We start from the raw sequence: 26,340 nt of genomic DNA, 5'->3' as shown, positions 1-26,340 counted from the left end.
GCATTCGCCAATGGAAAGGAAAGACCCGGTCACAGGATCACCCGATGTTCTGGCTGACGGGCCGCCCCGACGGGCAGGCAAAAGGTGTTTCCTCCACCGCCGGTTTGGGCCTTGGTTTTCTGATGGGCGGGGATGACGAACAGTGACCGCTGCTCTGCCTCACCGAATACCGGGCAGGTCGTATGCGCGGGCAGGAAATCGTGAAGTTGAAGGTCCCCGTCCTGACGGGAAAACACTGCGGATCCGGCGTTTCCGTAACGCGTGCACCACATATCGCCACCGGTATCCGCAACCGCCCCGTCGGGACGGTGGCCGTCTGCGGGCCAGCCCTTGCCATCCAGTGTCTTGTGCCGGAAAAATCCGGCTGGTGTGTCGGTCAAATAGGCAAACCCGCTGTGTGCATACAGACGGTGCGTGGCGCTATCGAAGCAGAAAAACTGTTTGCGTTCGGGATGCATGACTGGACATTCCCCAAGCGGGCCGCGGCTCTTGTCGAAAATTTCATTGGTCTTCATAGCAACCCCCGTCCTGCAAGGTTCCGCATCAGCGCAGCCGTGCCGAATTTCCATTCCGGGCATTCTGTGGAGAGACGCACGGTATTTTGCAAGGTCCCCAGGGATGGCTCATGAATCGTCACCATATCGCCCGGGTGATGGGTAAAGCCCTGTCCCGCCCTGTCACGGTCTTTCACCGGTGCGAACATGGTGCCGAGGAACAGAAAGAAGCCGTCGGGGTATTGGTGATGTGTCCCGATGGTCTGGGCGACGATATCTTCCGGCCGACGGCTGATCCTGGTCATCGAGGAATGACCTTCGAGTACGAATCCGTCCTGCCCCACGACCTGCATGCGCAATACCGACTTGCGGAGATCCTCGAGACCGAAATTGCCATCGAAAAGCCGCAGAAACGGGCCGATGGCGCAAGAGGCGTTGTTGTCCTTGGCCTTGCCCAGCAGCAGTGCCGAACGCCCCTCGACATCGCGCAGGTTGACATCGTTGCCAAGCGTGGCGCCGACGACCCCACCCCTTGAGTTCACCGCCAGCACGATTTCGGGTTCGGGATTGTTCCAGCACGAGATCGGGTGCAACCCCACCGCCGCGCCGGATCCGACGGCGGCCATGGGCTGGCACTTGGTGAAGACCTCCGCATCCGGCCCGATGCCGACTTCAAGATATTGCGACCAGAGACCTTCCTCCTGCAAGACCGCCTTCACCTGCATGGCCTGCTCCGATCCGGGTTCGATCCCCGAGAGGCTGTCGCCGATTACGGATCTGACGCGGGTGCGGATCGTCTCGGCCCGACCGGGATCGCCCGCCGCCTGCTCCTCGATGACCCGCTCGACCATGCTTTCGGCAAAGGTGACGCCCGCCGCCTTGATTGCCTGAAGGTCGGGCGGGGAAAGAAGGCGCAGATCGTCCCCGCCCGCGGTTTCGGTGGAGGCCACCTCAAGCGCGGCCCGCATACAGAACGGGTCGCCGGGCGCGGCACGGGCCGTTGCGGCGGGATATTCCGTCTCCAGAAGCGCCTGCATCGTTGGTATTTGGCGATGAGTGATGTCCGTCACCGCATTCCCGTCCAGCCGTACCAGCGCCGGACCAATACCGGGTCGCCAGACGCGACCGACCAGCAGGGCTTTTTTATCGGCAGGGATCATTGCGGGCTCCTGGGGGTCGGGGCAACGGCTTGCCGGGGTTGAGGATCTTGCGGGGTCGACCCGGTTTTCGCCGCATGACGCGGTTCACCCTTGTTATATCGGGTTTTGGGCCGCCGGAGACAGCCATATGTCGGCTGCCGGGGCCGCTGGCCGCATCGCCCGTCACCGGGGCCCGGCGCGTAATGGATGGGCAGGGTAATCGGGATATCCGCGGTGTTTTCCAGGCAGGCTGGCGCACCGGGCGGCGCATCGGCATGACAGGTCTTGTCGCGCCCGCGCCGGGCCTGGCCTGGCCTGCCAAATGTTCCAGCAACAGTCTGGGCAGCGTTTCGCGCCCTGAATCCGGGGTCAGGAGTCGTTTTGAAAATTCGGCGGGGGCGCACAGGCCCCCAACTTGCTGGCCGCTCATGCAATCGCGCACGGGCTTCATCCCCCGGTATCGATCCTGCCGTCCGACCGGAGCGGAGTGGGGCCCACGGGCCAGATACCGGAACGGATGGAGTGGGTCGCGGGGCCGTCACCTTTTGTCTGGTCGCTTCATTCGGTGCCGTGCGCCATCGACCAGAGCGCAAGCGCCACGACCCCCAGCATCGACAGCGCCATCAGGATGTTGATCGTTCGCTGCGTGCGATCGGTCAGGTCGAGACGGCGCAACGAAACTCCGGCCCAGAGCCATGCCAGATGGACCGGAATCCAGATCGTGTTGAGGATGGCGGCCTTGGTCATCATCTCGAACAGGAAGGCGTCGGGCGCATAGTTGAACCCGGTGATGAGCGAGGTGTTGACCGCGTAGGCCTTTGGGTTGATCGCCTGCAAAAGAACGCCGCCGGCGATGCCGGGCGGCTGTTCCGCCCGTATGAAGGCGACCCGCGCCCCGGCAAAGGCGATCCGCGCGGCAAGGTAGAGCAGATAAGCGACCGAGGCCAGCATAAGCCCCGTCCGCAGCCAGGGCGTCGACAGGATGACCGCTGCCAGTCCGCTCATCACCGCCAGCATGACCAGATTGGTCCCGATGAAGAGACCAATCACATAAGGCAGGGAAGGCGAGAAGCCATAGGCCGCACCGAAACCCGCCGTGGTCATCACCCCGGGACCCGGCGTGATGATCAGGAATAAAACGGCGACGGCGAAGGTCAGCATTCGGCAAAGTCCAGTTGCACCTTCATGGCCTGACTCCGGTCCGACGCCGTGGCGAAGGCCGTGTTGAAATCGCGCAAGGGAAAGCTATGCGTGATAAGGGGTTTGACATCGATCAGTCCCTTGCACATCAGCGCGATGGCCACTGAGAATTCCTCGTGAAAGCGAAACGAGCCACAGATGGACAGTTCCTTGGCCGTGATCTGTACCATCGGCAGGCGCATGTCGCCCGACAGGCCCAGTTGTACCACTGTGCCACGCGGGCGCAGGGCCGCGATGCCGTTGCCAAGCGCCGCATCGGCGCCGGAACATTCGAACAGCAGGTCGAGGCGGCCTTTGCCCTTGGTGTAGGGCGCAAGCGCGTCCGGGTCATTGGCGGTGTTCAGGGTTGCATCCGCACCGGCTTCGCGGGCGAAACGGAGCCCGTTTTCGGCGAGATCTGTGGCGATGATCCGGGCAGCCCCGGCCCGCCGCGCCGCCAGGATCGCCAATACGCCGATCGGGCCGCAGCCGGTCACCAGAACCTGCCTGCCCAGTATTTCACCGCCCCGCCGCACCGCATGCAGGGCAACGGCAAGCGGTTCTGCCATTGCGGCCTCGGCGGCGGAAAGTCCGCCTGCGGGCACACATTGCTCCGCGTCGGCGATGAGCGTTTCGCGGAAAGCCCCCTGGATGTGCGGGAACGGCATGGCAGAGCCGTAAAAGCGCATGTTAAGGCACTGGTTTGCCAGCCCGCGCAGGCATTCGGTGCAGGTGCCACAAGGGCGCGAGGGAGATACCGCCACAAGGTCGCCTTTTGACAGCCCGTCAACGCCGTCGCCCAGGGCATCGATCTTGCCCGCGACTTCATGCCCAAGGATCATCGGCTCGCGCAGGCGCACGGCACCGAACCCACCGTGATTATAGTAATGCAAATCCGAACCGCAGATGCCGCCCCGGATCATCCGCACACGCACCTGGCCCGGGCCGGGTGCGGGATCGGCGCACTCTTCCAGGCGTAAATCCTGCGCTGCATAGGCATAGAGCGCCTTCATCGCCGCTTCTCCTCCGGGCTTGTTCTTGCATCGCCACAGAAATGGTATACCATTTATCAAGGCGGGTTCGGCCGGAAATGTCAATGCCCGGGGATGCCCGCGCAGGGGGAAAAGATGAAGCTCTTCGATCTGACAGGCCGCACAGCACTGGTGACCGGGTCATCCATGGGGATCGGCCTGGGGCTGGCGCGGGGGCTGGCTCAGGCGGGCGCGCGGCTGGTGATCAACGCCCGGAACGCAAAACGGTTGGACGAAGCTGCTGACGTTCTGCGCCGCGGAGGGGTAATGGTGGAGACGTTGCCCTTCGATGTCACCGATGCCGAAGCGGTGCGTGCGGCCATCGACGGGTACGAGGCACAGACCGGTCCGCTCCATATCCTCGTCAACAATGCCGGTATGCAGCATCGCACACCGCTCGAGGCGTTCGAGCCGGAGGATTTCGACCGGCTGATGCGGGTCAATGTCAACTCGGTTTTTTACGTCGGCCAGGCCGCAGCACGGCATATGATCGGGCGCGGGTCGGGTAAGATCATCAATATCGCCAGCGTGCAGGCGCGGCTCGCCCGGCCGGGCATCGCGCCCTATACGGCGAGCAAGGGGGCGGTGGCCAATCTAACCAGGGGAATGGCGACGGATTGGGCGAAATACGGGCTCAATTGCAACGCCATCGCGCCGGGTTATTTCGACACTCCGCTGAATGCCGCGCTGGTGGCCGATCCGGAGTTCTCCGCCTGGCTGGAAAAACGTACGCCCGCAGGCCGCTGGGGCGAGGTCGAGGAACTGGTCGGCGCCTGTATTTTTCTTGCATCCGATGCGGCGAGCTTTGTCAACGGTCACACCCTGTTTGTCGATGGCGGTATCACGGCGAGCCTTTGAAGGAGGTCGGAACATGAACAGGGAACCGGTTGTCGCTTCATCGGCGTGTGCACAAGATGAAGCCTTGATGCCTCTCCTCTGGCAGAGGCCCGCAGCAGAATGACCGTCGGCCTTCTGGTACTCCCGATCATATTGACCATCACGGTCGGCTACCTTGCGAAACGCTTTGGGGCAGTCCCCCGCGATAACTGGACGGGGATCGAGCAGCTTAGCTTCAAGGTGCTCATCCCGGCGATCATCATCCAATCCATTTACCAGTCCGATCTTGCGCTCTCCCAGCTCGGCGAATTTATTTGGGCGCTTCTCATTACAGTTTCCATCACCGGAATCCTGGTTCTGGCGTCCCGGCTCGTAATCCCGCACTCGGCTCTTGGAAACCCTCAGCTCACCACGATCTTTCAGGCGACGACGCGCTGGAATGCATTCATCGCCTTGGCCCTGTCTTCACAGGCCCTTGGGCAACCCGGCCTCGCCCTGATCTCAATCGCGATGGCCTTCATCATTCCTTTCGTGAACGTTCTCAACATCGTGGTCCTGGCGACGTATGGCGACACGCCGATCAATGTCCGCAAAACAGTTCAGAACATCGTCACCAACCCGCTCATCCTCGCCTGTGCCATCGGCCTCTTCCTCAACTTTTCAGGCGTATCGCTAGCCTCCAGTGCCGAAAGCACCCTCAAGACAATCGGTCAGGCCGCCATCGGCATAGGGCTTCTTGCCATCGGCGCTTCGATTGATTTCAGAAAGCTGATCGCAGTGTCGTGGCCGCTGGCATTCGGAACAGTTGCCAGGCTTGTCGTCGGGCCAGCGATTTTCTGGCTGATCGGGCAAGCCTTTGGCCTGGACAACACGCAGATGCTCTGCGGGATGCTGATCTGCGCCGTGCCCGCCGCCTCCAACGGATACATCGTCGCAAAGCAGATGGGCGGGGACGCCGACCTCTATGCCCATCTGCTCATGTGGCAAACCATCCTTGCGATTTTTACTCTCCCGATCATGATCGTTCTCGCCTCGTAAGGCCTCGAATCTACGGCATGAACACATACTGTTCCCTGCTCATTACAGGTCACACCGAATCCGCTGTGAAAGGCTGATGAACATTTTTGCGCAAAACGACAGCGGGGCGCGCAAAATCCCGGTGCAGGGTCAGAATGGGCGGTTCTTCGATCATGGCAGTTTTCCTGTGACCAGAGCATTGGAGATGCGCATCGGGCGAATATCGGCACCGAAAAAGCCAGCGGCATCTTTGGTTTGGAAGAATCCCTCGAATGCCCCGGTATCGGCAAGCTTTGCCCTTGCATTTGGTATACCAAGTGGGAATGCTGTCACAAGGGCCGTGTTCCGCAGGGGCCGCGGTACAGGGCGAACGAGAGGACGATTCGATGGCAGATACCCGTGCTGGCAAACGATTCCGGTCGCAGGAATGGTTCGACAATCCCAATAATCCGGGTATGACGGCGCTTTATGTCGAGCGTTATCAGAACCAGGGATATACACGAGAGGAACTGCAAGGGGGCAGGCCCGTTATCGGCATCGCCCAGACCGGGTCGGATATCGCTCCCTGCAACAAGATCCACATGTTCCTGATCGACAGGATCAAGGCCGGTATCCGCGAGGCCGGGGGGATTCCGATGGAGTTTCCTGTCCACCCGATCCAGGAAACCGGCAAGCGGCCTACGGCGGCGCTGGATCGGAACCTGCAGTATCTGAGCCTTGTCGAGGTCTTGCATGGCTACCCGATCGACGGCGTGGTGCTGACCACGGGGTGCGACAAGACCACCCCGGCAATGTTGATGGGGGCGGCAACTGTGGACCTGCCCGCAATCGCCCTGAATGGCGGGCCGATGCTGGATGGCTGGTGGAATGGCAAACGGTCAGGTTCGGGCATGATCGTGTGGGAAAGTCGCCGCCTGCTGGCCGCGGGGGAGATCGACTATGACGAATTCATCAACCGGGTCTGTTCGTCGGCGCCCAGCCTGGGCCATTGCAACACCATGGGGACCGCCAGCACGATGAACGCCATGGCCGAGGCCCTGGGCATGTCGCTGACCGGCAACTCCGCGATCCCGGCGCCGTTCCGGGAACGGATGGCAATGGCCTACGAGACTGGCAAGCGCATCGTCGGGATGGTTTTCGAGGATCTCAAACCGTCCGATATCATGACCCGCGAAGCGTTTGAGAACGCCATTGTCGTGAATGCCGCCATCGGCGGGTCGACCAACGCGCCGCCGCATCTTCAGGCTGTCGCGCGGCATATCGGTGTCGATCTGAACGTCCGGGACTGGGAGACCATCGGTTTCGGCGTGCCGCTGATGGTCAACATGCAGCCCGCGGGCAAGTACCTTGGTGAGAGCTTCTACCGCGCGGGTGGCGTGCCGGCGGTGATGGGTGAATTGATGAAGGCGGGCCGTATCCACGCGGGCGCGATGACGGTGACCGGTCAAACCGTTGGCGTCAATCTGGAGGGCTGGGAAAGCCGGGACAGGGAGGTGATCACCACCCATGATGCGCCGTTGCGCGCGAATGCGGGCTTCAAGGTTCTGTCGGGCAATCTTTTCGATTCCGCGCTGATGAAGACCAGCGTGATCTCGGAGGATTTCCGTCAGCGGTTCCTGTCGGAGCCTGGCAATGAAGGCGTTTTCGAGGCCCGCGCGGTGGTATTCGAGGGGCCCGAGGATTACCATGACCGGATCAACGATGCCGCGCTTGGCATCGACGAACATACCATTCTGTTCATACGCGGTGTCGGCTGTGTCGGCTATCCAGGCTCGGCCGAGGTGGTGAACATGCAGCCCCCCGATGCCATTATCCGGCAAGGGATCAGCCACCTTCCCACGGTTGGGGATGGCCGCCAATCCGGCACGTCGGAAAGTCCCTCGATTCTCAACGCTTCCCCTGAAAGCGTGGTGGGGGGCGGTTTGGCCTACCTGAAGACCGGTGACAGGGTGCGGCTCGACCTGAATGCCTCGACCATGGACGCGCTGGTCGACGAGGCCGAATGGCAGGCCCGCATCGACGCCTGGCAGGCGCCGGAAATTCGCAGCCAGACCCCGTGGCAGGAGATTTACCGTACCCATGTGGGGCAACTGGCCGATGGCGGTTGCCTTGAACTCGCCACAGCTTATCAGAAGGTCGGTCGCGACCTGCCGCGCGACAATCACTGAGGGGGAGGCCATGAAAACCATCATTATCACCGGTGGTGGCGGCGGTGTGGGCCGTGCAACCGCCCGTGCGTTTCTGAACGCCGGGTGGCGCGTCGGGTTGGCCGGGCGCCGCGCCGGATCGCTGAAGGAAACCGCGGGCGGGAACGCCGATGCCCTGATCTTGCCCTGCGACGTGACCGACGGCAGGCAAGTCGAGACCGCTTTCGACACGGCCATGCAGGAATGGGGGCGTCTCGATGCGATCTTCAACAATGCAGGCGTCAGCCTGCCCGGAGCGCCGGTCGACGAGATTTCCATCGAGGAGTGGCGCAAACTCATCGACATCAACATCACCGGCAGTTTCATCTGCGCCCGTGCTGCCTTTGGCCTGATGCGCCGCCAGAACCCGCAAGGCGGGCGGATCATCAATAACGGGTCCGTCTCGGCATATGTGCCCCGCTGGGGCTCGGCCCCCTATACAACCTCAAAACATGCGATCACGGGCCTGACCCGCAGCCTCAGCCTTGATGGCCGGCCTTTCAACATCGCCTGCGGCCAGATCGATATCGGGAATGCGCTGACCGATATGGCCGAGAAAATGACCAGGGGCGTCCCTCAGGCCGATGGCACGATCGCCGTCGAACCGGTGATGGACGTGGCCCATGTCGCCCGGTCGGTCCTGCACATGGCCGAATTGCCGCTGGAGGCCAATGTGCAGTTCATGACGGTGATGGCGACGAACATGCCTTTTATCGGGCGGGGATGACCCATCCGCAAAATCAACCGCCTGGTTGTGACCGGCGGTGCCGGGACAATGGCTCAGCAGATCCGTCCGGCCTGACTGAATGCGCCGCGATTGGCTGCTGTCGGGCGCCCTCGGCGGGGATGAGCCGGGCAGGGGCAAGAAATGCGTTGCCTGCGATCTGACCGCCCCCGATGCCGCGCAAAGCAAGGTTTCCGATCCGTTTTCGCAAGTCGGGGCCATGTCATCGGGCTACATGGCCGTGAACCGTGCCTCATGACGCCCTCACCGATCCGGCCAGACAGCAACTCCGGCGTGTTGAAAGCCGGTGGCGAAGCGTTCGTACGGATGTATCGGGATAAACACGGTCTCGAAACGCCGGGCCGCGCATCGGTGTGAGTTTCTCCCGGCCAAGGGGCGACGGATGATGGCGACATGGAGGTCCGCCGCGGGCATGCCAAGGCTGGTGGGTGCCATGCGCGGCGCCCAGACCGGAGCCGAACGACCCGGCGGTGCTTTGCCAGGGCAAGAGACATTACGAAGACCGATCGGCTTGCGTATGTGGGGGTGCCGCGCGCCGTTCCCGGTGCCAGATATAAAGCCCCGATGCAATGATGATCAGGCCTCCGCCCAGTGTCCAGACCGTGGGCCAGGTTGCAAAGACCACGATCCCCACGAATGCTGCCAGAAAAACCTGAACGTAGATGATTGGTGCAAGGATCGACGCATCGGCCCAGCGATGGGCGGTCGTCGCGAGAATATGACCGGCCAAGCCGAACAAGCCGATCAGACACAGGATCAGCCATTGCAAGTTGCTCTGGGGCCAGACCCAGACGGACAGGCCGAAGGGCGCCAGGGCAACCGACGCCAGCCCGGCCGACCAAACCTGCTGGGTCGCGTTGGTTTCAACGCCAGCCAGCATGCGCGTCATGATAAAGTATAATGAGGCGATCACCAGCGCAGCGAGCGAATAAAGCATTGCCGGGTGGAACGCGGCCCCCCAGGGCTGGATTACGACCAGAACACCCAAGAAACCGGTGCAGACCGCCACGATCCGGCGCAGCCCGACCTTCTCACCCAAAATCGGGATCGCCAGAAGGGTCACGACGACAGGCCCGGCGAACATGATCGTTGTGGTCACCGTGATCGGCAGGGATTGCAGCGCGAAGAAATTGCAGACTGTCGAGCCGAACAGAAAAAGTGAGCGGAAGAATTGCTTGACCGGTGCCCGCGACCGGAAGGCCTCGACGCCTTCCTGCGGCAGGTAGATGATCGCGGCATAAACGAAGTGCCCGAAATACCGCGCAAAGACCACCTGCAAAACCGGCAGACCGGCAAGCGTAAGCCACTTTGCCGAGGTATCGATGCAGGTGAAAAACAGGACCGCGCAGAACATGCTCAACAGGCCGGCGGCAATGCGGTCCTCACGAGGTCTCGGTGCGCTCAACAGGTCTCTCCGAGGCTGGTTGCAGGGTCATGCCGCCATCGTTGGTTACGCATTGCCCGGGATATGCCGGCTTTCGCCGCTGGCAACATGGACTGCCGCGGTCGCGATCTTTTGCGCGGTCTCCCGACCCGCCCAACGGCCCATCGGCAGGTGGGTCGGGGTCTTGTCAGAGCGCCCGTGGGCTTCGGCCGGCCGTGCAGTGACGAAGTGTTCACGGTGCGGGCCCGCCTGCCGGGTGCCCCGCCGCGGCCGTGACGGTGCGTTTGTCTGCCCGTGTCATGATTGTTCATACTCCAGATGCCGCACCATCCAGTCCACCATTTGCGGGATCATGATCTCGCCATCGCCGCCATTGCTTGCCTCGCGCAGGGTGGCATCGGCAGCACCTGACATACGGCTGAAAAGCCCCAGATCACCGGACATCTGGCGGTAATAGCCGATATCTTTTGCACCGTTGGCCACCGAAAAGGCGAGATCGATCTGCCCGTCCACTGCGTAGTTGCGGATGAAGTCCATCATGCCCGAATGCAGCGGTCCCGCCGACATCACCCCGTAAAGCGCCTGGCGCTCGACCCCCGCCGCGTCGGCCAGAGCAAAGGCTTCGGCCATCGCCATGGCGAGGGTCATGCCGTAGAAATTGTTGATGAGCTTGATGGTGTGGCCATTGCCCGATTTGCCGAGGTGGAAGACGTTTTCACCGATAACATCGAGCACTGGCCTGACTTGCGCATAGGCGGCGTCATCCCCCGCGCACATGATGTTCAGCCGCCCCTCCCTGGCATGGGCCGGGGTGCGTCCCAGAGGCGCGTCGAGATAGGCAGCCCCCCTGGCCTTCAGATCATCGCAAATCTTCAGCGTCGAAGCGGGCAGCGAGGTGCCGAAATCAATCACCACCTGGCCAGGTCTTATCCCCGCCAGCACACCGTCATCGCCATAGATGCGCGCCTCGACCTGGGCTGACGTGCCGACACAAATCATGACGATATCGCAGCTTGCCGCCAGGTCCCGCGCCGTTCCGGCCTCATGCCCGCCACGGGAAAGCGCCTCTGCGATTCCGGTGCGGTCGCGATTGCCCAGCACCGTAACGTCATAGCCTGCGCGCTGAAGGCATTCGACCATGGCCCGGCCCATCAGCCCGAGCCCGATAAATCCGATGGTTGGTTTGGTCATTAGGATCTCCTCATGCTCCCCTGTAATCTGCCGGCACCGCGCCGGCGCGCACCGGATGCCCGGTTTTGGCAGACAGCGCCGCGGCCAGCGTCACGTCCAGCGCCGCGATCCCGTCCGCACCGGAACACAGCACGTCATCATCCTTGCCGGTTACAAGAACGGCAAAACGGTTCAGTTGTTCCAGCAACGGGTCCACTTTCTGCAGGCCCGGCCCGGATCTGCGCCGCAGCGGTTTCGACCATTCGATCTCTCCCGGTGCGGACCTGCCCCAGCGGGTCAGCGATGGAAATGCCAGTGCGCCTTCGGTCCCGGCGATGCGAATATAATCCTCGCCCGAGACGGCGATTGCAGGGTTCTCGCCGGTCGCCGTTTCGAAGCTCCAGGGGGACGCACCGGCATCCGAAACCAGGAACGAGCCCAGCATGCCATTTTCGAACCGGAACGCCATCGCGGCGGTGTCTTCGATTGCCAGCCCGCGCCGGGCCGATGAGGTTAGCGTCGTGACCTCGGCGATCCCTCCGATCAGAAAGTGCAGCAGGTCGATTTCATGGCTCAGATTGGTCATCAGAGGTCCGGCCCCGACGCGCCTGCGCCATTCGGGTTCGTAGTAGGCCGCATGTTTGCGCAGACACCACATTCCCTGAAGCCCGACCAGTTCCCCCATCTCCTGCACCGCTTGCCGGGCGGCCATGACAAACGGGTGGCAGCGGCGATGATGCCCCACGATCAGGGGCAGCCCGCGCGCCTGTGCCGTCGCGAGCAGGGCGCGGGCATCCTCCAGCGTGACGGCGACAGGTTTTTCTATCAGAACCGCGAGGCCACGCTGCAACGCAGCCTCGCCGCTCATCCGGTGAGCGGGTGTCGGAGTGGCAATCACCGCAGCACGCGTATCCGCCGGCACGTCGGCCAGGGTGGCCGCAACCGGCAGGCCCGAATCCGCAAGCCCGCCGCGGCGGGCGGCATCGGACTCAACCACCGCGGTCAGGCGCACGCGGTTCGATCTCTGAGCCATCCCGATATGCCGCATCCCGATTGTACCGGCACCGACAATGCACAGCGGCAGGGGCGCGGCCATCACATCACCGCGCCGATCTGCCAGGGCACGAACTCGTAATCCCCCAGCCCCTGCGCCTCGGATTTCGACGGCATGCCAGAGGCCAGCCTTAGCCATGCCTGATAAATTTCGTGCCCGATCTGTTCAACACTGGCGCCGTCGGTCAGGATGCGTCCTGCGTTCACATCCATGTCCGCGGTCAGGCGCTGGAACATCTCGGTATTGGTGGCAACCTTCAGGGTTGGCGCGGGCTTGGAACCAAAGGCCGAACCACGCCCGGTGGTGAACACCACGAGGGTACAGCCGCTGGCGATCTGGCCGGTTACGCTGACCGGATCATAGCCGGGGCTGTCCATGAACGCGAACCCCCTGGCTGTCACGGGTTCGGCGTATTTGAAGACACCGGTCAGCGGTGTCGTGCCCCCCTTGGCCGCCGCACCCAGCGATTTTTCAAGGATCGTGGTCAGCCCGCCCGTCTTGTTGCCCGGACTTGGGTTGTTATCCATGCTGCCCAGGTTGCGGGCGGTGTAATCCTCCCACCAGCGTATGAGGCCCAGAAGCCTGTCGCCAACCTCTCGGGTCGTTGCGCGGGCGGTCAGCAGATGTTCGGCGCCGTATATTTCCGGTGTTTCGGCCAGTACGCCGGTTCCTCCCTGTGCCACCAGAAGGTCGCAGGCATATCCTACCGCCGGGTTCGCGGTGATACCGGACCAGGCATCCGATCCGCCGCATTGCAGGGCCACCATCAGTTCCGAGGCGGGGCAGGGCTGGCGCTGCACGTCATTGACCAGCGGCAGCATCGCCTCGATTCTGCGGATTCCCAGATCGACGGTCTTGCGCAACCCGCCCGCGTCCTGGATGTTCATGGTCTGAAACAAAGGCCCCGGTGTCAGCCCGTAAGCCTCGACCAGCCAGTCGATCTGGTTCATCTCGCAGCCCAGTCCGGTCATCAGCACCCCGCCCACATTCGGATGCCGGGCATAGCCCCACATCACCCGTTGCAGGGCCTCGAATCCGTCGCCGGACCCGGCCATGCCGCAGCCGGTGCCATGGACGAAGGCAACCACGCCATCGACATTCGGAAAGCCGGCCAGCCGGTCGGGTGAAAAATACGCGGCGATCATTCGTGCCGCCGTGGCCGAGCAGTTTACCGATGTCAGTACCGCGATGTAGTTGCGCGTTCCCACCCGGCCCGAGGCACGCCGGTATCCCATGAACATATCGGCTTGTGCCGCGGGTATGATCGGGGTCACGTTGGTCGAGAACTCGTATTCAGCCTCGACCGGGCGAAACTCCAGATTGTGGGTGTGCACATGCGCGCCCGCTGCGATATCGCTGACGGCATAGCCGATCACCTGCGCGTATTTGCGTACCTTGTCTCCCTTGGCGATGGGCCGCGTGGCGAGCTTGTGGCCGCGCGGGATGTGCTCGACGGCGCCGGCCTCGCCCGGGGCCAGCCGGGTGATCGCTGTGACCACGTTGTCGGCCTTTGACAAGCGAATGGTTTTTTGCATGGGCGACCTCAGGCGCAGGCCGGGCTGTCCGCCCGCCAACGGTGAATGGGATTGTGCGGTTGGTCGGAAAGGTGTGCCCGCGCGACGTTCCCGGTGTTGCACCGGATGTGCCAGCCCTTCGGCTGGGTTTTCGGCTTTTCGCGTGGGCGGGCGAAACGCCGGGGCAAATGTGCCCTGCCGACGGGTTGCCCGGTCACGCGGCGGATGCCCGAGGTCCGGCGGAACCGGTCCGGCAGATCGTTGAGCACGACACAGGGCGTCAGCGGGCGGGACATCACCGCCCCGCCGGCCCCGACCGGCGAAGGCCGGGCCCGGACACGCCCAGGGTGCCCATCGGCAATGGCCCTTTGCCCCCCCGGCAAGGGCACCCGGCCCGCCCGGCGCCGGTCGTCATGGAATGTGGCGGGCGGCGCGGCATATTCTGCGCACCCCGATATCCTCCCCCTAGGCGGCAACAGGTCCGGAACTCCCGGCACACCGTCGCGGGCGAAGGCGTCGATCTGAGCCTGATTGAGCATGATGTCTCTCTCATGGGCGGTTGAACGTCGGGGAGCGGGCATCCGTCCCCCGGAATTTTGTCAGAGGCCGCGCATCACAGGAACATCGTCACGATGGGCGGCCAGATCAGCAGCACTGAAAGCGCCAGAAGCTGCAGCACGATGAAGGGCAGAAAGCCCCGGAAGATTGCCGTCAGCGAAATATGCGGTGGCGCCACCGACTTCAGATAGAACGCGGCGGGGCCGAAGGGCGGCGACAGGAAACTCACCTGCATATTCATGCAGAACACCACGCCGAACCAGATCGCGACGTGGCGCGGGTTCAGTTCTCCAAAAACCCCGATCTCCTGGACGGGCAGTTTGAGTACGATGGGAAGGAAGACGGGCATGATCAGGAGCACGATGCCGATCCAGTCCATGAACATGCCCATGATCAGAAAGATCAGCATCATCACCAGAATGATCCCCATCGTGGGCAGGTCGGCGGCGACGATCATGTTCGCAACGTAGGTCGGCCCGCCGGCCAGCGTGTAGGCGGCCGCGAGCGATGCCGCGCCGATGGTGACCCAGATGATCGTGCCGGTGGATTTCAGCGTGCGTATCAGGCTGTCCCAGACGATTTCGAACGTCATTTCGCGCCGTGCAAGCCCGATGACAAAAACCGCGACAACTCCCATGCCGGCGGCCTCGGTAATGCCGGTGATGCCCATGTAGATAGAGCCCAGAACCACCCCGATCACGATGATCGGCGGCACCAGCCCCTTGCCCATGCGCCACCCCGCATCGGCGCGTTCCCGGCCCACCGCGAACAGGATCAGGAACAGGGCCAGAACGAAGGCCCCCACGATATAGGGGATGTCCGACACCATGCCGAGCGCGATTGGGTCAAGCCCTTCCTGTACCGCGTTTTCTCCGGTCACGGTGAAGAACAGGGCACGGAGGAACAGGAACCCGGTGATCCATAAGGCGAACCGTGAGAGAAAACCGACGAACAGTACGAATTTCTGCACCCCCTTGGGGGTGTCCGGGTCTTCCTCGGGCAGCGGCGCCAGTTTCGGGTTCAGATGGGTGCGGATGACAATGTAGAGAATGAAGAACGATGCCAGCATGAACCCCGGCAGGAACGAGGCGGTGAAAAGCGCCTTGATCGATGTTTCCGTTACCAGCCCGTAAAAGATCAGAACGATCGAGGGCGGGATCATCGTCCCCAGCGAACCCGAGGCGCAGATCGTCCCGATCGCGAGGTTCTGGCTATACCCAAGGCGCAGCATCTGCGGCAGCGCGATCAGCCCCAGAAGCACGACTTCACCGCCGATGATGCCTGACATCGCGGCCATGATGACAGCCATGATCGAGGTGACGATTGCAATGCCGCCCCGTGTGCGAGACAGCCATTGGTTGAGGGAGTCGTACATCTCCTTTGCAATGCCGGAACGTTCGAGCAGTGATGCCATGAAGATGAATAGCGGCACCGAAATCAGTACGTAATTGGTCATCTGCCGGTAGACGGCCTGCGCCAGGACTGACATCGGCCCGCTGCCGAACCGGCCGAACGAGGCCTCCGGGCCAAATTTCATCACGATCACCGCCACGGCCAGAAACGCCGAGGCGAAGCCAAGCGGCATCCCGATCGCCAGCAGCGCAAACATGCCGAAGAGAAGCAGAATCGAAAGGGTCGCGATGTCATCGACCTTCATCCAGGCGAACAGCTCGAAGAATTCCATCTATTTCTTCTCCAGCGTTTCACGGATGTTTTCGATTTCGGATTCGTCGATGTCGTCCAGTGGAGAGTGATGTTCCGGTTGCTTGTTCCAGTCGGCGATCAGGTTTGACACCGCCTGCAATGCGACCAGAACGACGATGATCAGGATCGCCGGTTTGACGATGCCGGGAATCGGCGGATCCCAGGCCGTGCCGAAGGTCTCGAGCCGCAGAAACCGGCGCTTGGCGTCGGCGTAGTTCCCCCATACAAGCGCGACGGTGAAGCCGACGATCAGCAGCACCGACAGGACATCGGCGGTCTTCTGTGCCCAGCGGGGCATGATGTCGTAAATCACGTAGATGCGGATATGGCTGCGCTGCTGCATCGCGTATTGACCGGCGAAAAGAAAAACGAAGGCGGCAATCCAGAGCGACAATTCGTTTGCCCACAGCGTCGGTCGCGAGAACACGTAGCGTGAGACGACCTCGTAAAACATTACGATCACGATCAATGCGGTCAGGATCATCGCCATGCGCGACGTGATCAGGGACAGAAAGTCGAAAAACCCCTCGGGTTCGGTTTCGATCTCACCCTGGAAATCGGACAGGTAGAGCGATGCGAAGACCATCGCGCCCGCAAGGGAGATCAGCATTGCCCAGACAATCGGCCGGCCTGTCGGGCGGATCATCTCATGCATGCCGAGAGCGTCGTCGGACAGGAGGCGGTTGACGACCAGCCATACGTAAAGAAGCGCCACAATCCCAGAGAATACCAGCATGGCGGTACGAACGGGTTGCCGAAACCTGCCCAGCCACACGCTTTTCTTTTCCATGCTGGTCCCCCCCACCGTTCACGGATTTGCGCCGTCTTTTGGCCGGTGGCCAGCCCCGGTGCGGGGCCGCGCCCATTGTTTGGTGTCAATCGGAGCGTGGTTCGCCCTAATCGATCAGGCCCAGCTTTTGCATATAGGCCTTATGGCTTGCCAGGATGGCGCCGGCTTCCGGCGAACGCGTGCCCCAGTCATCCCAGGCAGCCTGTGCCGCCTTGCGAAACTCAGCCCGGTCTTCCGGCGACCAGTCGTGCAAAGTAACGCCTTGGGCCTGCAATTCGGATGCCGCAGCATTGTTGTTCAGTTCGTTCGACAGCGCGATCTGGAACGAAACCTTCTGCCAGGCCGTATCGATGATCCGGCGCTGCTGTTCGGTCAGACTGTTCCAGACATCGAGATTACAGGACAGGTGGTCCGACGGCATCGAATGGAAGCCCGGATAGGTGGCATGTTTCACGATGTCATAGAGGCCAAGGCCAACGTTGTTGTAGAGACCCGAGGCGTCGGCCCCGTCGATAATCCCTGTTTCCAGCGCGGTGAAGATTTCGGTGAAGTCCATCACGATGGGCGAGGCGCCGAGCTTTTCAAAGATTTCGGTTTCCATCCCCGGAGGCGAGCGGAATTTCCAGCCCTTCAGGTCCTCGAAACCGGCAATCGGCTTTGACGAGGACAGCGATTCCTGGCCGTAGATCGACCAGCCGATCAACTGCATGTTCTGCCCGTTATAGAGTTCCTGTGCGGCCGCATAGCCGTCACCGTAGTAAAGCCATGAATACTGCTGCCAGGGCGTTTCATACCCGCCCATGATGTCGCCGACGAACTGGAAGGCAGGGTTCTTGCCGGTCTGGTAGGCGCCGCCGGTGGCATCGCAGTCGAGAATGCCGTTGATCGCGGCATCGAAGGTTTCAGTTGTCGCCACGACCGATGACGAATAAAACATCTCGACGGTGATTTCGCCGCCGGACATGACCTGCACATCATCCGCCCATTCGGCCAGTTGTTTGCCCGTCGGGTGTTCTGTTGCGTAATGGGTCTGAACCCGCAGGGTGACCGGTTCGGCGATTGCCGCCCCGGCCATCAGCGCACTGGCGCCGGCGGCCATGAAAAAGGCATCGAATTTCATATTTTCTCCTCCCTTGGCGGTGTCTGTGCAGCGCCGGTTTGAGTGTCGCGCATTCTCTTTTGTGCGCCGGCGATGGTATACCATCTGACTGACGGTAACCAATGCCGCCTCGACAATCAACAATTTTTGGTATACCAAATTTTAAAAAAGTGAGCTTTACATACCCGAAACCGCGATGTTTAGGGGGTGCTGAATCTCGAACAGCAAGGTGACGACACCACATGGCTGAAAACACGCTGGCAGAACAGATCGCGACGCAGTTGCGCAGGGACATCCTGCGGGGCAAGCTGGTGCCCGGCACCTCGGTCAAGGAACGCGACAATGCCGCCGAAATGGGGGTCAGCCGCACACCGATGCGTGAGGCAATCCGCATCCTTGCCAAAGAGGGGCTGGTGATCCTGCGCCCGGCCCGCAGTCCGATCGTGGCCGAGTTGAGCCTGCATGAGGTTGAAAACAATATCGAGGTTCTGACGGCGCTTGAGATGCTTTCCGGGGAACTGGCCGTGAAGCGCGCCAGCGATACCCAGCTTCAGGAAATCGCGGATATCCAGAGCCGCATGGAACGGCTCTACGACGATCTGAACATGGTCGATGTCTTCGAACTGGACATGGAATTCCACAAGGCCATCGTACGCGCCGCAGGCAATCAGGTTCTGGCTGACACCCACGGCGCTATCCTGGCGCGCCTTTGGCGGGCCCGCTATCTGTCGGCCAGCCGAAAGCGGTCCCGTGATCGGGTACTTGCCCAGCACAACGCGATCGTCGCCGGGCTGCGTGCACGGGATACAGAGATGATCAAGCAGCACCTCCACAGCCATCTGGAGCATCTTGTCATTAACGTGCGCGATTTTTTCGAACAAGATCGGGAGGATCTGCCTCCCGAACCCACCAACCAGACGGTTTCCTGATCCCGGCGATCGCAACAGGGGAATGGAAACTCCATGAAACTTTTGCGTTTTGGCCCGAAAGGCCAGGAAAAAACCCGGCCTTCTGGATGCTGATGGGCAGGTCAGGGATCTTTCGGGCAAGGTGGCCGATTTTGCCGGTGCGGGGGTGTCTCCAGCGGCGCTCGACGCTGTTGGCGGGCTGGACGTAAATAGCCTGCCGGCGGTCGCGGATCCGGGCCGGAGCGGACCCTGCCTGGCCTCTGCGCCAAATTTCTTCTGTATCGGCCTGAACTACGCCAGGCACGCCGCGGAAACCGGAGCGGAACCGCCGAAGGAACGGATCATCGCCTCCAAGGCGAGTTCCGCCCTCTCCGACCCGTTTGATCCTGTTGTCATTCCACATGCATCCGTCAAGTCGGATTGGGAGGTCGAATGTCCGTCGTCAGGGATTTTGGGACAGATGGCTGCCTGAACTAAGAGAGGGTCTGGCGCATCTGGTTGGTTTGATTATGCGGCGGATTTTCGGTGAAGCAAGCGCCGCGCTTCGATGGTCTTTCGTTTGATCCTTTCTCGTTGTTTGAGGATGGTCTTTCCGCGCCCGAAGTAGACGTCGGCTGGCGTGAGGTTCTGTAGGCTCTCGTGGTAGCGTCGGTGGTTGTAGTGCTCAACAAAGGCATCGATCTGTCGCCTGAGATCGCCTGGCAGGTAGTAATTTTCCAGCAAGATTCGGTTCTTCAGGGTCTGGTGCCAACGTTCGATCTTGCCTTGGGTCTGCGGGTGATATGGTGCGCCTCGTACGTGGTCCATCTTTTGATCCTCGAGCCAATCAGCCAGTTCGCCAGATATGTAACTGGACCCATTGTCGCTGAGCAGGCGCGGCTTGTGCAGGACTGTTGCCTGATCACAGCCCGAGGCTTGCAATGCCAGGTCGAGCGTATCAGTCACATCCTCTGCCTTCATCGTCGTGCAGAGCTTCCAGGCGATGATGTACCTGCTGTAGTCGTCGAGGATCGTGCTGAGATAGAACCAGCCCCAGCCGATGACCTTGAGATAGGTGAAGTCGGTCTGCCAGCGCGACGGCAAGCCCAAGCTTGACAGCTTGAACGCCCTCCTGGGTGACGAGCTGGGCAAGATCTCCGGAGCGGAACGCGACCGCGTCTGGGAGGCCATGAAAGAAAGCGGGTTCGAAGCGCCAACCGCTTCGAGCTGACCAATACCTGAGAGAGGGGGCAACTGGTCCGGGCCGCAAGTCCGTCAGCACCCATAGACCGCCGGTTTGAAAGCCCTTCGTGGCACCGGCGCAGGGGACGCCCAGAGCGTAGCGCCAAGCGAAGCCCCCAACACGCCGCGACCTGGGCATGTCAGAAAACTGCCCCTGAATTCAAACCCGGCACGCGGGCGAGCAGACATCCCCCCAGGTGGCGCGCGCGTCGGAAAAGCCCGGTCGGTGGAGTGGCAGCACTGCTGGCCGGGCAACCCAAACAGAGGACGATCATGGCCTACGCCACGCAAGACGATATCATCACGCTCTATTCCGAGGACGCGCTCTATGTCGCGGATCGGGATGGTGACGGCGTGGTTGAGGCGGATGCCGTGGCCCGTGCCCTGACTTCGGCCTCCGGTGAAATCGACAGCTATATCGGTGTGCGCTACGGCCTGCCGCTTGTGGTAGCCGAGGGCGATGCGGCGAGCGAGTTGCTCAAGCAGTTCTGCGTCGATATCGCGATTTACCGCTTGGCACTGGCCCGCGACGTGCTCTCCGAAGAGCATCGCCGCCGCTATGAAGACACGATCAAGCATCTCGACAAGATCGCCAAGGGCACCGCGTCCCTGAACCTGCCTGGTCCCGTGGATCCCGACACCGGCGAAGCCACCCAAACCTCACCGCGCCCGATCGTGGCCGGTGGCCCTGCGCGTGAGTTCACGCGCGGGAAAATGCGGGGGCTTTGAGCATGGCTGGTGTAACCGCATCCCTGACCACCGAAGGGCTTGATGCCGCGATCAAGCGGCTGAGCCGTCTCGAAGGTTTCCAAATGGCCGAGCTGACCGACGCGGCCGGGGCCATTCTGGAAAGCTCCACTCGCGGCCGCTTTGACACCAAGATCGCACCGGATGGCGCGGCCTGAGCGGTCGCGCCGGGCCAGCGGCAAGATCAGCATCGGGCTGGGCGGTTTCTGGGGCGACCTGATGGCGGAGGCCAGGGTCGATCTCCAGGGCATCAAGCCCGAACTGACCGGCGAGTGGTTGATCACCCGCGTCCAGCACCGCCTGACCGACACCCTGACGACCAGCTTCGATGCCGAGCGTGACAACGAGCAGGACAAGGAATGAGTGCACTTCCAGACGTCTCCTGGTGCCGCAAGGGTGGTGCACGTGGCTATGTCACGACGCAACCGATCGAATGGTGGATCGGCAAGAAGGAAAGCGGCTGGAAGCTGACAGTCCCGGTCGACCGCGAGTTTGAAAGCTCGGTGCCGCGCTGGCTGACATGGGTGTTCTCGCCCGACGATCCGTTTTTTCTGAAGTCCGCCGCCATCCACGACACGCTCCTTGAGGAAGGGTTTCGTCAGGCGTTTGCCGACAGCCAATGGTTCGAAGCCGCTCTCAGCGAACACGCACCGGGCCTGCGCACCTGGGTGGCCTATTCCGCCATGCGCGCGCGGCGTTTTCTCCTTTGGGCCACCGGCCGATCACCAGAGTGATCGACTTGGGAGGCCACGGGGCGTGCCAACGCCCCGCAACACGGGGCCAAACTCTCACATCGGACCCCGCCGACCAGCAGAAGCCTTATGGCCGCTCCCACCCCTGATCAGGGAAGCGGCATAGAGGCATGATTCTACACCCCATGAAAAGAGACCATTTACGCCCCGTTAAACCCGTCAATCCCGTCGCTCCGTGGCTGGGCGGCAAGCGCAATCTGGCGAAGCGGATCACAGCCATCCTCGATGGCGTCCAGCACCAGACCTATGCCGAGCCGTTTGTCGGCATGGGCGGCATCTTTCTGCGGCGCTCGATGCGCCCGCGCTGCGAGGTCATCAACGACTTCGGCCGTGATGTCAGTAATCTCTTCCGGATCCTGCAACGGCACTATCCCCAGTTCCTCGAGGTGCTGCGTTTCCAGCTCACCACCCGCGCCGAGTTTCTGCGCCTGGTCGATACCGATCCGAACACCCTGACTGACCTCGAGCGGGCAGCGCGGTTTCTCTACCTTCAGCGCACGGCTTTCGGGGGTAAGGTTTCAGGCCGCAACTTCGGTGTTGCCAGGGATCGGCACGGCCGGTTCAATCTGACCACGCTCGAGCCGATGCTCGAGGATCTGCATACGCGCATGGCGGGGGTGGTGATCGAATGCCTGGATTATGGCGACTTCATTACGCGCTACGATGGAAAGGAAACGCTGTTCTACCTGGACCCGCCATACTGGGGCTGCGAGGGCGACTACGGCAAGGAGCTGTTCGACCGTGAGGCGTTTGATCGGATGGCGGGCCAGCTTGGCCAGATCAAAGGCCGCTTCCTGATGTCGATCAACGATGTGCCCGCGATCCGCGAGACCTTTGGCGCATTCCGGGTGACAGAGGTGGCAACCACCTATACGATCGGCAAACAGAACGACAGTCGTGGCAGCCGATCCGAGCTTTAAATCTCGAATTTCAAGTGGGATTGAACGGGGCGTTAAACAGGCCGCTAACGCTCGCCAAATCACTCAGGAACAGAAAAACGCGCTGCTGCAACTTTCCGTGTCACACACTGAAAAAAATTTTGGCGAGCTACAGAAGAGACTCACGAAACCGCCGCCGAAAAGCCGAATAATCCGGATCAAATCCGGACCGGGCGTGAACGAGGCCCGGAACAACACTTGCTAAGCATTTGATGTCGAGAGTCACCCGACTTGTCCTTTTGACCGCGCGCAACTCTTTGAAAACACGCTGGTCTAATTTGGCTCAGAAACAAAAATGACCTTTTTCGTCAGAAAACATGTTGATAGCCTCTCAATTCACTAATCAGAATGGTCTAGGTTTCAAAGGTCGTTTTCGCCTCGCGGTGCCCCGCAAGCCTCGCGATCTGGTGCATGCCGCCGAGGGTATCGCGCGCGGCGAACTCTTGCCGGATCGCCTCTAGCTGTGCCATCTGCGCATCCCGATCCATCGCCTGCAGGACCGAGCAGACGACCCATTCCCCGCGTGACGCGCGGCCCCGGTCGCAGGACCACGCCTTGGCGAGATCACGCTGTGAGCGGCAGCTGCGCCCATCCCATGTTCTGGGCCTTGCCACAAAGCGCCGCGTCCTGCCCGACCGCAACCGGGTGGCCCACGCTTTCCAACATCGGCACGTCGGAGATATCGTCGCCGTAGGCCCAGCAGTCCGAAGCCCGGGCGCGGCGCGTCGACAGGAACTGCGCGATGGCTTCCGCCTTGCCCTGGCCGATGGTCTGGGGCCTGCCGATCTCGCCGGTCAGGCAGTTGTCCAGCCGGACGTCCAGCCGCGTGCACAGGATGTGGCGCACGCCCAGGTGCTCCGCGATGGGGCGCAGTACCGGCTCGAAGGAACCGGAGACGAAGACCGGGTCGATCGCCTGCCGCATCCGGGCGCGCAGCTGTGCTACGGCGGCTGGAAAGAACAGCGCCTCGCCGATCACGCCTCGGGCCCATTGGCGTCCGGCGGCCTCCAGCCGGTCCAGTTCCACCCCCGCCAAAAAGCGATAGTAGTCGCGGTTGAGCTGCTCGCGCGGCACGCCTCGCGCCCGGGCCAGCCGGAAGTGTTCCTCGAAGCGCCGCAGCAGGGCCGGGTCCTGCTGCCAGTCCTCCGCCCAGAAGCGGAAGAAGGCGAACATGCTCTTGGTGCGGATCAGCGTGTCGTCCACGTCGAAAAAGGCATAGGCCATTACGCCGTCCTCCGAGCTTTTTCGGTCTCCGAAGGCGTGTCGTAGTCCATACGTCGGCTGGCGGTGCGGAAGTCCGGATCCGATCCCACGACCCCGGCGTCGGCCCAGCGGGCGGGCTGGATCTCGGTCAGGTAGACGCTGATCTTGTCGAGCGGGATGCCGGTCACACGATGCATCGTGGCGGTCATCTCGGTGAGTAGTTCCTCGGCTTTTTGCTGGTCGTCCATGGCGAAGGTCGCAATCTGTACAACGGGCATGTTCGTGTCCTTTCAGAAGGTTCAGGAAATGGTGCGCAGGTCGTCAAAGGACGGGCCGCGCAGTTTCAGTTGGGCGTGGATGTCACCGCCAAGGCCGTAGCGGCCGATGGCGCCGCCGTGGCTCTGCTGGTAGCTCATCCACAGCACGACGATGTTGATGACGCGGTTCGCCCCCGGGCGGGCCGGATCCGGAAAGGGATCGGGCAGTCGCGCATGAAAGGTCGCGCGGCCCTCGGCGTCGGTCACGAAGACATTCGGAATGCCCAAGGGGCCGGGCCGTGTCGGACCGTCGGGGTCGAGGTCATGGGCACGCAGCGTCATGATCGTATAGAGCGACCCGGGAAGCAGCCCGGCGAAGGTGCAGTCGAAATCTGCGGCACGTTGATCTTCGGTGACGGTCACGGTGACCTGCCCGCGCGCGGTGGCCCACTCCCGCAGCCGGATCGGGGTCGTCCGTGCCCGCCCGTGTTCCGGCAGTGCATCGGGGATCGGCGTGTCGTGGAATGGGTAGGAGGGCCGGCTCTCGGAATTGGCCTGTGGGTATTGATCCGGCGCAAAGAGCATCGGGTAGTTGGTGCAGGGCAGGGGCAGGGGCAGGGTGTGCAGCACGCTGTCTGCGATGTCCTCGGGAATTTCCGGGCCAAATTCGCGCAAAATGTCATAGGGCGCACGGGCGCCAAAATCGGGCAGGGCGCTGTCCGGCTTCACGATGGCTCCGCCCCAGTCGGTCCGCACGCCGCCTGCGCCGTCATCGCGGTTCAGCGCACCGATAACGATGAAATTGCCGTCTTGGTCCATGACCTCGCTCGGCGGATAAAGCGGCCCCTGTGTCGTGAGGCTCAGGTCGAGTGTCGTCTGCATGGGATGTTTCCTTTGGTCAGGGGAGGAACCCCGCCCGGCGGGCTGCTTGCGCCTGCCGGACGGCCTTGGGCTTCATGCCACGTGTTGCGGCTGAACCGTCTTGAGGACCTGCGCCGTGGCGACCATCGCCAGCTCCGCCTCCTTGGCTGAGATCACCTCCTCTGGATAGGCGGTGAAGCCGAAGCGGGTGCTGGCCCGGACCTCGCTGCCCTGCACCAAGTCGATCTCGACCTGGAATTTCTGCCGGCGCAGATTGATGTCCTTGTCGACGATCCGGTAAATCATGTGCGCCGCCAGCGGGAAGACGAAGCCCAGGAACCGGGTCTGCATGTCGTTGATGACAAAGTAGCTTTTGTGGTTCATCCCTTGCAGGAAAAACTTCTCCGTCACCGCCAGAAACGCCTGGCGGGCGGCTTCGACCAGCACCATGCCCTGCACGTGCTGCCCGGTCTGGTGGTCGTCCATCATCTCGCAGGCTTCGTCGATGCACAGATCGATCCGGTACTGGTCCAGACCGTCGGTGCGCGGGGTGCCGATCAGCGTGTTGCAGGGCTTGCGCTTGTGCGACAGCTTGGCCTCGGCCCGGGAGGGCAGTGCCTTCAGGCCGGTGATGTCCCAGCGGTCCTCATGGCCGCGGGAATTCTCGACCAGGGTGACGATCTCGCTGCAATCATCATCGGACAGGCCCTGGCCCGGCAGCAGCCGGTTGCGATCCTGCAAGAGGTGCGTCGGCAGCGCCATCAGCGCCTTGAGCTGGCTGAGCGTGATGGTCTGCGCGTTGATCGCGAAATCGGCGAACTTGTCGGCCACGATGATGAAGGTCGCAGGCATGACGGTGTCGTTTGCGTGTACGTTCATGGGAGGAGTTCCTTGTGTCGGGGACGATGGGTTAGGCAGCCAGGGCGGTCGGGGTGCAGTAAATCTTGGTGTAGAGGCCGTCGGTGCCGCCGGTGATGTAGGTGTCCCCCGCCTGGCGCACGATTTCGGCGTAGTGCTCGGAGGTGAAGGCGGAGGTGTAGTCCTCCGGCGCGCTGGAGAAGCCAGCCACGAACATCACGCCCGGCTGGCTGCTGATGACGGAGTGGTAGGCGAGAAAGACCTCGGCCGCGTCGTGCCCGCGCACCACTTCAAAGATCGTTTCGTCGCGCCATGTGCGATAGGCCGCCTGCTGTTCGGGCTTCACCTCGACATGGCGCAGCTGGATGTAGGGGGTGTCGGGCAGGACGCCTGCGCAGGGCTTGGGCGCTTCGACATAGCTGAGCAGCTCGCGGCGGACGTCCCCGGCAAGGTACGGAGCGAACTGGCCGGCCTCGGGCGAGAGCAACGCCTCGGTTTCGGCCAGGGTCAGCGTGTCGGGAAGAGCCCGCAGTTGGAGCACCTCGTCAGCCTCCATGGAAGCCAGAACCTGGGTGTCGGCGCTTTCGCCGAGCGCCTCGATCATCTTGGTGGCAAAGCCCGGCTTGACCGGGAAACGGGAAAGCAGAAGGGTCGATGTCGGCATGAGTAATCTCCTTTAAGTTATGTTTCTGCG

Annotated in this window: 29 protein-coding genes and 1 pseudogene; 12 read left to right on the top strand and 18 right to left on the bottom strand. The window is 62.2% G+C overall.

The genetic code is table 11. The annotated features are described in order from the left end of the window. Positions 1–29: 29 nt before the first annotated feature. The 4 genes from C8N32_RS11080 to C8N32_RS11065 all read right to left on the bottom strand — a co-directional run bounded on the left by C8N32_RS11080 (position 30) and on the right by C8N32_RS11065 (position 3,825). Complete coding sequence (locus tag C8N32_RS11080) at positions 30–458, bottom strand: SMP-30/gluconolactonase/LRE family protein (RefSeq protein WP_242509516.1); 429 nt, start codon at positions 456–458, stop codon at positions 30–32. Positions 459–511: 53 nt separating this feature from the next. Next, on the bottom strand, positions 512–1,654 hold the full coding sequence (locus C8N32_RS11075; RefSeq protein WP_107893052.1) for a fumarylacetoacetate hydrolase family protein: 1,143 nt from the start codon (positions 1,652–1,654) through the stop codon (positions 512–514). A gap of 537 nt (positions 1,655–2,191) precedes the next feature. After that, positions 2,192–2,794, bottom strand: coding sequence for a LysE family translocator (locus C8N32_RS11070; RefSeq protein ID WP_107893051.1), 603 nt, complete (start codon positions 2,792–2,794; stop codon positions 2,192–2,194). Continuing rightward, complete coding sequence (locus C8N32_RS11065) at positions 2,788–3,825, bottom strand: L-idonate 5-dehydrogenase (protein ID WP_107893050.1); 1,038 nt, start codon at positions 3,823–3,825, stop codon at positions 2,788–2,790. Before C8N32_RS11065 ends, C8N32_RS11070 begins: the two co-directional genes overlap by 7 nt. A 114-nt stretch (positions 3,826–3,939) precedes the next feature. On the opposite strand from C8N32_RS11065, the gene C8N32_RS11060 reads away from it, so the two are divergent. The 5 genes from C8N32_RS11060 to C8N32_RS14995 all read left to right on the top strand — a co-directional run bounded on the left by C8N32_RS11060 (position 3,940) and on the right by C8N32_RS14995 (position 8,866). Further along, positions 3,940–4,701 carry an SDR family oxidoreductase gene (locus C8N32_RS11060; RefSeq protein WP_107893075.1) on the top strand — a complete coding sequence of 254 codons (762 nt, stop codon included), beginning with the start codon at positions 3,940–3,942 and terminating at the stop codon, positions 4,699–4,701. 99 nt (positions 4,702–4,800) lie between these two features. After that, positions 4,801–5,718, top strand: coding sequence for an AEC family transporter (locus C8N32_RS11055; protein ID WP_107893049.1), 918 nt, complete (start codon positions 4,801–4,803; stop codon positions 5,716–5,718). Positions 5,719–6,083: 365 nt separating this feature from the next. Continuing rightward, the gene (locus tag C8N32_RS11050; RefSeq protein WP_107893048.1) at positions 6,084–7,865 is read left to right on the top strand and encodes an IlvD/Edd family dehydratase; all 1,782 of its coding nucleotides are present in this window, start codon (positions 6,084–6,086) and stop codon (positions 7,863–7,865) included. A gap of 10 nt (positions 7,866–7,875) precedes the next feature. After that, positions 7,876–8,610 carry an SDR family oxidoreductase gene (locus C8N32_RS11045; RefSeq protein ID WP_107893047.1) on the top strand — a complete coding sequence of 245 codons (735 nt, stop codon included), beginning with the start codon at positions 7,876–7,878 and terminating at the stop codon, positions 8,608–8,610. A 79-nt stretch (positions 8,611–8,689) separates the two neighbouring features. Next, positions 8,690–8,866, top strand: a complete 177-nt coding sequence (locus C8N32_RS14995; protein ID WP_170106785.1) for a hypothetical protein — start codon at positions 8,690–8,692, stop codon at positions 8,864–8,866. Positions 8,867–9,121: 255 nt separating this feature from the next. Here C8N32_RS14995 and C8N32_RS11040 read toward each other — a convergent pair whose 3' ends face one another. The 8 genes from C8N32_RS11040 to C8N32_RS11005 all read right to left on the bottom strand — a co-directional run bounded on the left by C8N32_RS11040 (position 9,122) and on the right by C8N32_RS11005 (position 17,922). Beyond that, positions 9,122–10,033, bottom strand: coding sequence for a DMT family transporter (locus tag C8N32_RS11040; RefSeq protein ID WP_107893046.1), 912 nt, complete (start codon positions 10,031–10,033; stop codon positions 9,122–9,124). Between the two features lie 276 nt (positions 10,034–10,309). After that, entirely contained in the window at positions 10,310–11,203 is an 894-nt protein-coding gene (locus C8N32_RS11035) for an NAD(P)-dependent oxidoreductase (protein ID WP_107893045.1), read from the bottom strand. Positions 11,204–11,213: 10 nt separating this feature from the next. Further along, entirely contained in the window at positions 11,214–12,278 is a 1,065-nt protein-coding gene (locus tag C8N32_RS11030; RefSeq protein ID WP_107893044.1) for a Gfo/Idh/MocA family protein, read from the bottom strand. Beyond that, positions 12,278–13,771 (bottom strand): UxaA family hydrolase, encoded by a 1,494-nt coding sequence (locus C8N32_RS11025; RefSeq protein WP_107893043.1) that lies wholly within the window; start codon positions 13,769–13,771, stop codon positions 12,278–12,280. Before C8N32_RS11025 ends, C8N32_RS11030 begins: the two co-directional genes overlap by 1 nt. Before the next feature lie 8 nt (positions 13,772–13,779). Continuing rightward, the gene (locus C8N32_RS11020) at positions 13,780–14,289 is read right to left on the bottom strand and encodes a hypothetical protein (protein WP_107893042.1); all 510 of its coding nucleotides are present in this window, start codon (positions 14,287–14,289) and stop codon (positions 13,780–13,782) included. Positions 14,290–14,363: 74 nt separating this feature from the next. Further along, positions 14,364–15,992: a TRAP transporter large permease gene (locus tag C8N32_RS11015; protein WP_201132373.1), complete on the bottom strand. Its 1,629-nt coding sequence runs from the start codon at positions 15,990–15,992 to the stop codon at positions 14,364–14,366. Beyond that, positions 15,993–16,802, bottom strand: a complete 810-nt coding sequence (locus C8N32_RS11010) for a TRAP transporter small permease subunit (RefSeq protein WP_107893041.1) — start codon at positions 16,800–16,802, stop codon at positions 15,993–15,995. 106 nt (positions 16,803–16,908) lie between these two features. Next, on the bottom strand, positions 16,909–17,922 hold the full coding sequence (locus C8N32_RS11005; protein ID WP_107893040.1) for a TRAP transporter substrate-binding protein: 1,014 nt from the start codon (positions 17,920–17,922) through the stop codon (positions 16,909–16,911). A 221-nt stretch (positions 17,923–18,143) separates the two neighbouring features. Here C8N32_RS11005 and C8N32_RS11000 point away from each other — a divergent pair, with 221 nt between their 5' ends. Then, complete coding sequence (locus tag C8N32_RS11000; RefSeq protein ID WP_107893039.1) at positions 18,144–18,830, top strand: GntR family transcriptional regulator; 687 nt, start codon at positions 18,144–18,146, stop codon at positions 18,828–18,830. A 49-nt stretch (positions 18,831–18,879) separates the two neighbouring features. After that, positions 18,880–19,281 carry a fumarylacetoacetate hydrolase family protein gene (locus C8N32_RS10995; protein ID WP_242509512.1) on the top strand — a complete coding sequence of 134 codons (402 nt, stop codon included), beginning with the start codon at positions 18,880–18,882 and terminating at the stop codon, positions 19,279–19,281. 35 nt (positions 19,282–19,316) lie between these two features. On the opposite strand, the pseudogene C8N32_RS10990 reads toward C8N32_RS10995, so the two are convergent. Next, positions 19,317–19,880, bottom strand: a pseudogene (locus C8N32_RS10990) (transposase); the annotation flags it as partial. Between the two features lie 423 nt (positions 19,881–20,303). Here C8N32_RS10990 and C8N32_RS10985 point away from each other — a divergent pair. The 5 genes from C8N32_RS10985 to C8N32_RS10970 all read left to right on the top strand — a co-directional run bounded on the left by C8N32_RS10985 (position 20,304) and on the right by C8N32_RS10970 (position 22,449). After that, positions 20,304–20,759: a gp436 family protein gene (locus C8N32_RS10985; protein WP_146159709.1), complete on the top strand. Its 456-nt coding sequence runs from the start codon at positions 20,304–20,306 to the stop codon at positions 20,757–20,759. Positions 20,760–20,761: 2 nt separating this feature from the next. Further along, positions 20,762–20,935, top strand: coding sequence for a phage virion morphogenesis protein (locus tag C8N32_RS14990; RefSeq protein ID WP_170106784.1), 174 nt, complete (start codon positions 20,762–20,764; stop codon positions 20,933–20,935). Beyond that, positions 20,922–21,140: a hypothetical protein gene (locus C8N32_RS10980; protein ID WP_242509513.1), complete on the top strand. Its 219-nt coding sequence runs from the start codon at positions 20,922–20,924 to the stop codon at positions 21,138–21,140. The genes C8N32_RS14990 and C8N32_RS10980 overlap by 14 nt, the downstream gene beginning before the upstream one ends. Further along, on the top strand, positions 21,137–21,511 hold the full coding sequence (locus C8N32_RS10975; RefSeq protein ID WP_107893037.1) for a DUF1353 domain-containing protein: 375 nt from the start codon (positions 21,137–21,139) through the stop codon (positions 21,509–21,511). Before C8N32_RS10980 ends, C8N32_RS10975 begins: the two co-directional genes overlap by 4 nt. A 143-nt stretch (positions 21,512–21,654) precedes the next feature. Then, complete coding sequence (locus C8N32_RS10970) at positions 21,655–22,449, top strand: DNA adenine methylase (RefSeq protein WP_107893036.1); 795 nt, start codon at positions 21,655–21,657, stop codon at positions 22,447–22,449. Between the two features lie 582 nt (positions 22,450–23,031). Here the strand turns inward: C8N32_RS10970 and C8N32_RS10965 are convergent. The 5 genes from C8N32_RS10965 to C8N32_RS10945 form a co-directional block, all read right to left on the bottom strand. Then, complete coding sequence (locus tag C8N32_RS10965) at positions 23,032–23,691, bottom strand: HAD family hydrolase (RefSeq protein ID WP_107893035.1); 660 nt, start codon at positions 23,689–23,691, stop codon at positions 23,032–23,034. Further along, complete coding sequence (locus tag C8N32_RS10960) at positions 23,691–23,948, bottom strand: tautomerase family protein (protein ID WP_107893034.1); 258 nt, start codon at positions 23,946–23,948, stop codon at positions 23,691–23,693. Before C8N32_RS10960 ends, C8N32_RS10965 begins: the two co-directional genes overlap by 1 nt. Before the next feature lie 21 nt (positions 23,949–23,969). Continuing rightward, the gene (locus C8N32_RS10955; protein ID WP_107893033.1) at positions 23,970–24,809 is read right to left on the bottom strand and encodes a hypothetical protein; all 840 of its coding nucleotides are present in this window, start codon (positions 24,807–24,809) and stop codon (positions 23,970–23,972) included. A 72-nt stretch (positions 24,810–24,881) separates the two neighbouring features. Beyond that, positions 24,882–25,640: an AfsA-related hotdog domain-containing protein gene (locus C8N32_RS10950; protein ID WP_170106783.1), complete on the bottom strand. Its 759-nt coding sequence runs from the start codon at positions 25,638–25,640 to the stop codon at positions 24,882–24,884. Positions 25,641–25,698: 58 nt separating this feature from the next. Continuing rightward, a complete protein-coding gene (locus C8N32_RS10945) occupies positions 25,699–26,310 on the bottom strand; it encodes a hypothetical protein (protein ID WP_107893031.1) in 612 nt (203 codons plus the stop codon). Positions 26,311–26,340 lie beyond the last annotated feature (30 nt).

This window comes from Rhodovulum imhoffii, assembly GCF_003046545.1.
Classification (GTDB): domain Bacteria; phylum Pseudomonadota; class Alphaproteobacteria; order Rhodobacterales; family Rhodobacteraceae; genus Rhodovulum; species Rhodovulum imhoffii.
This window is presented reverse-complemented; position numbering and strand designations above follow the sequence as displayed.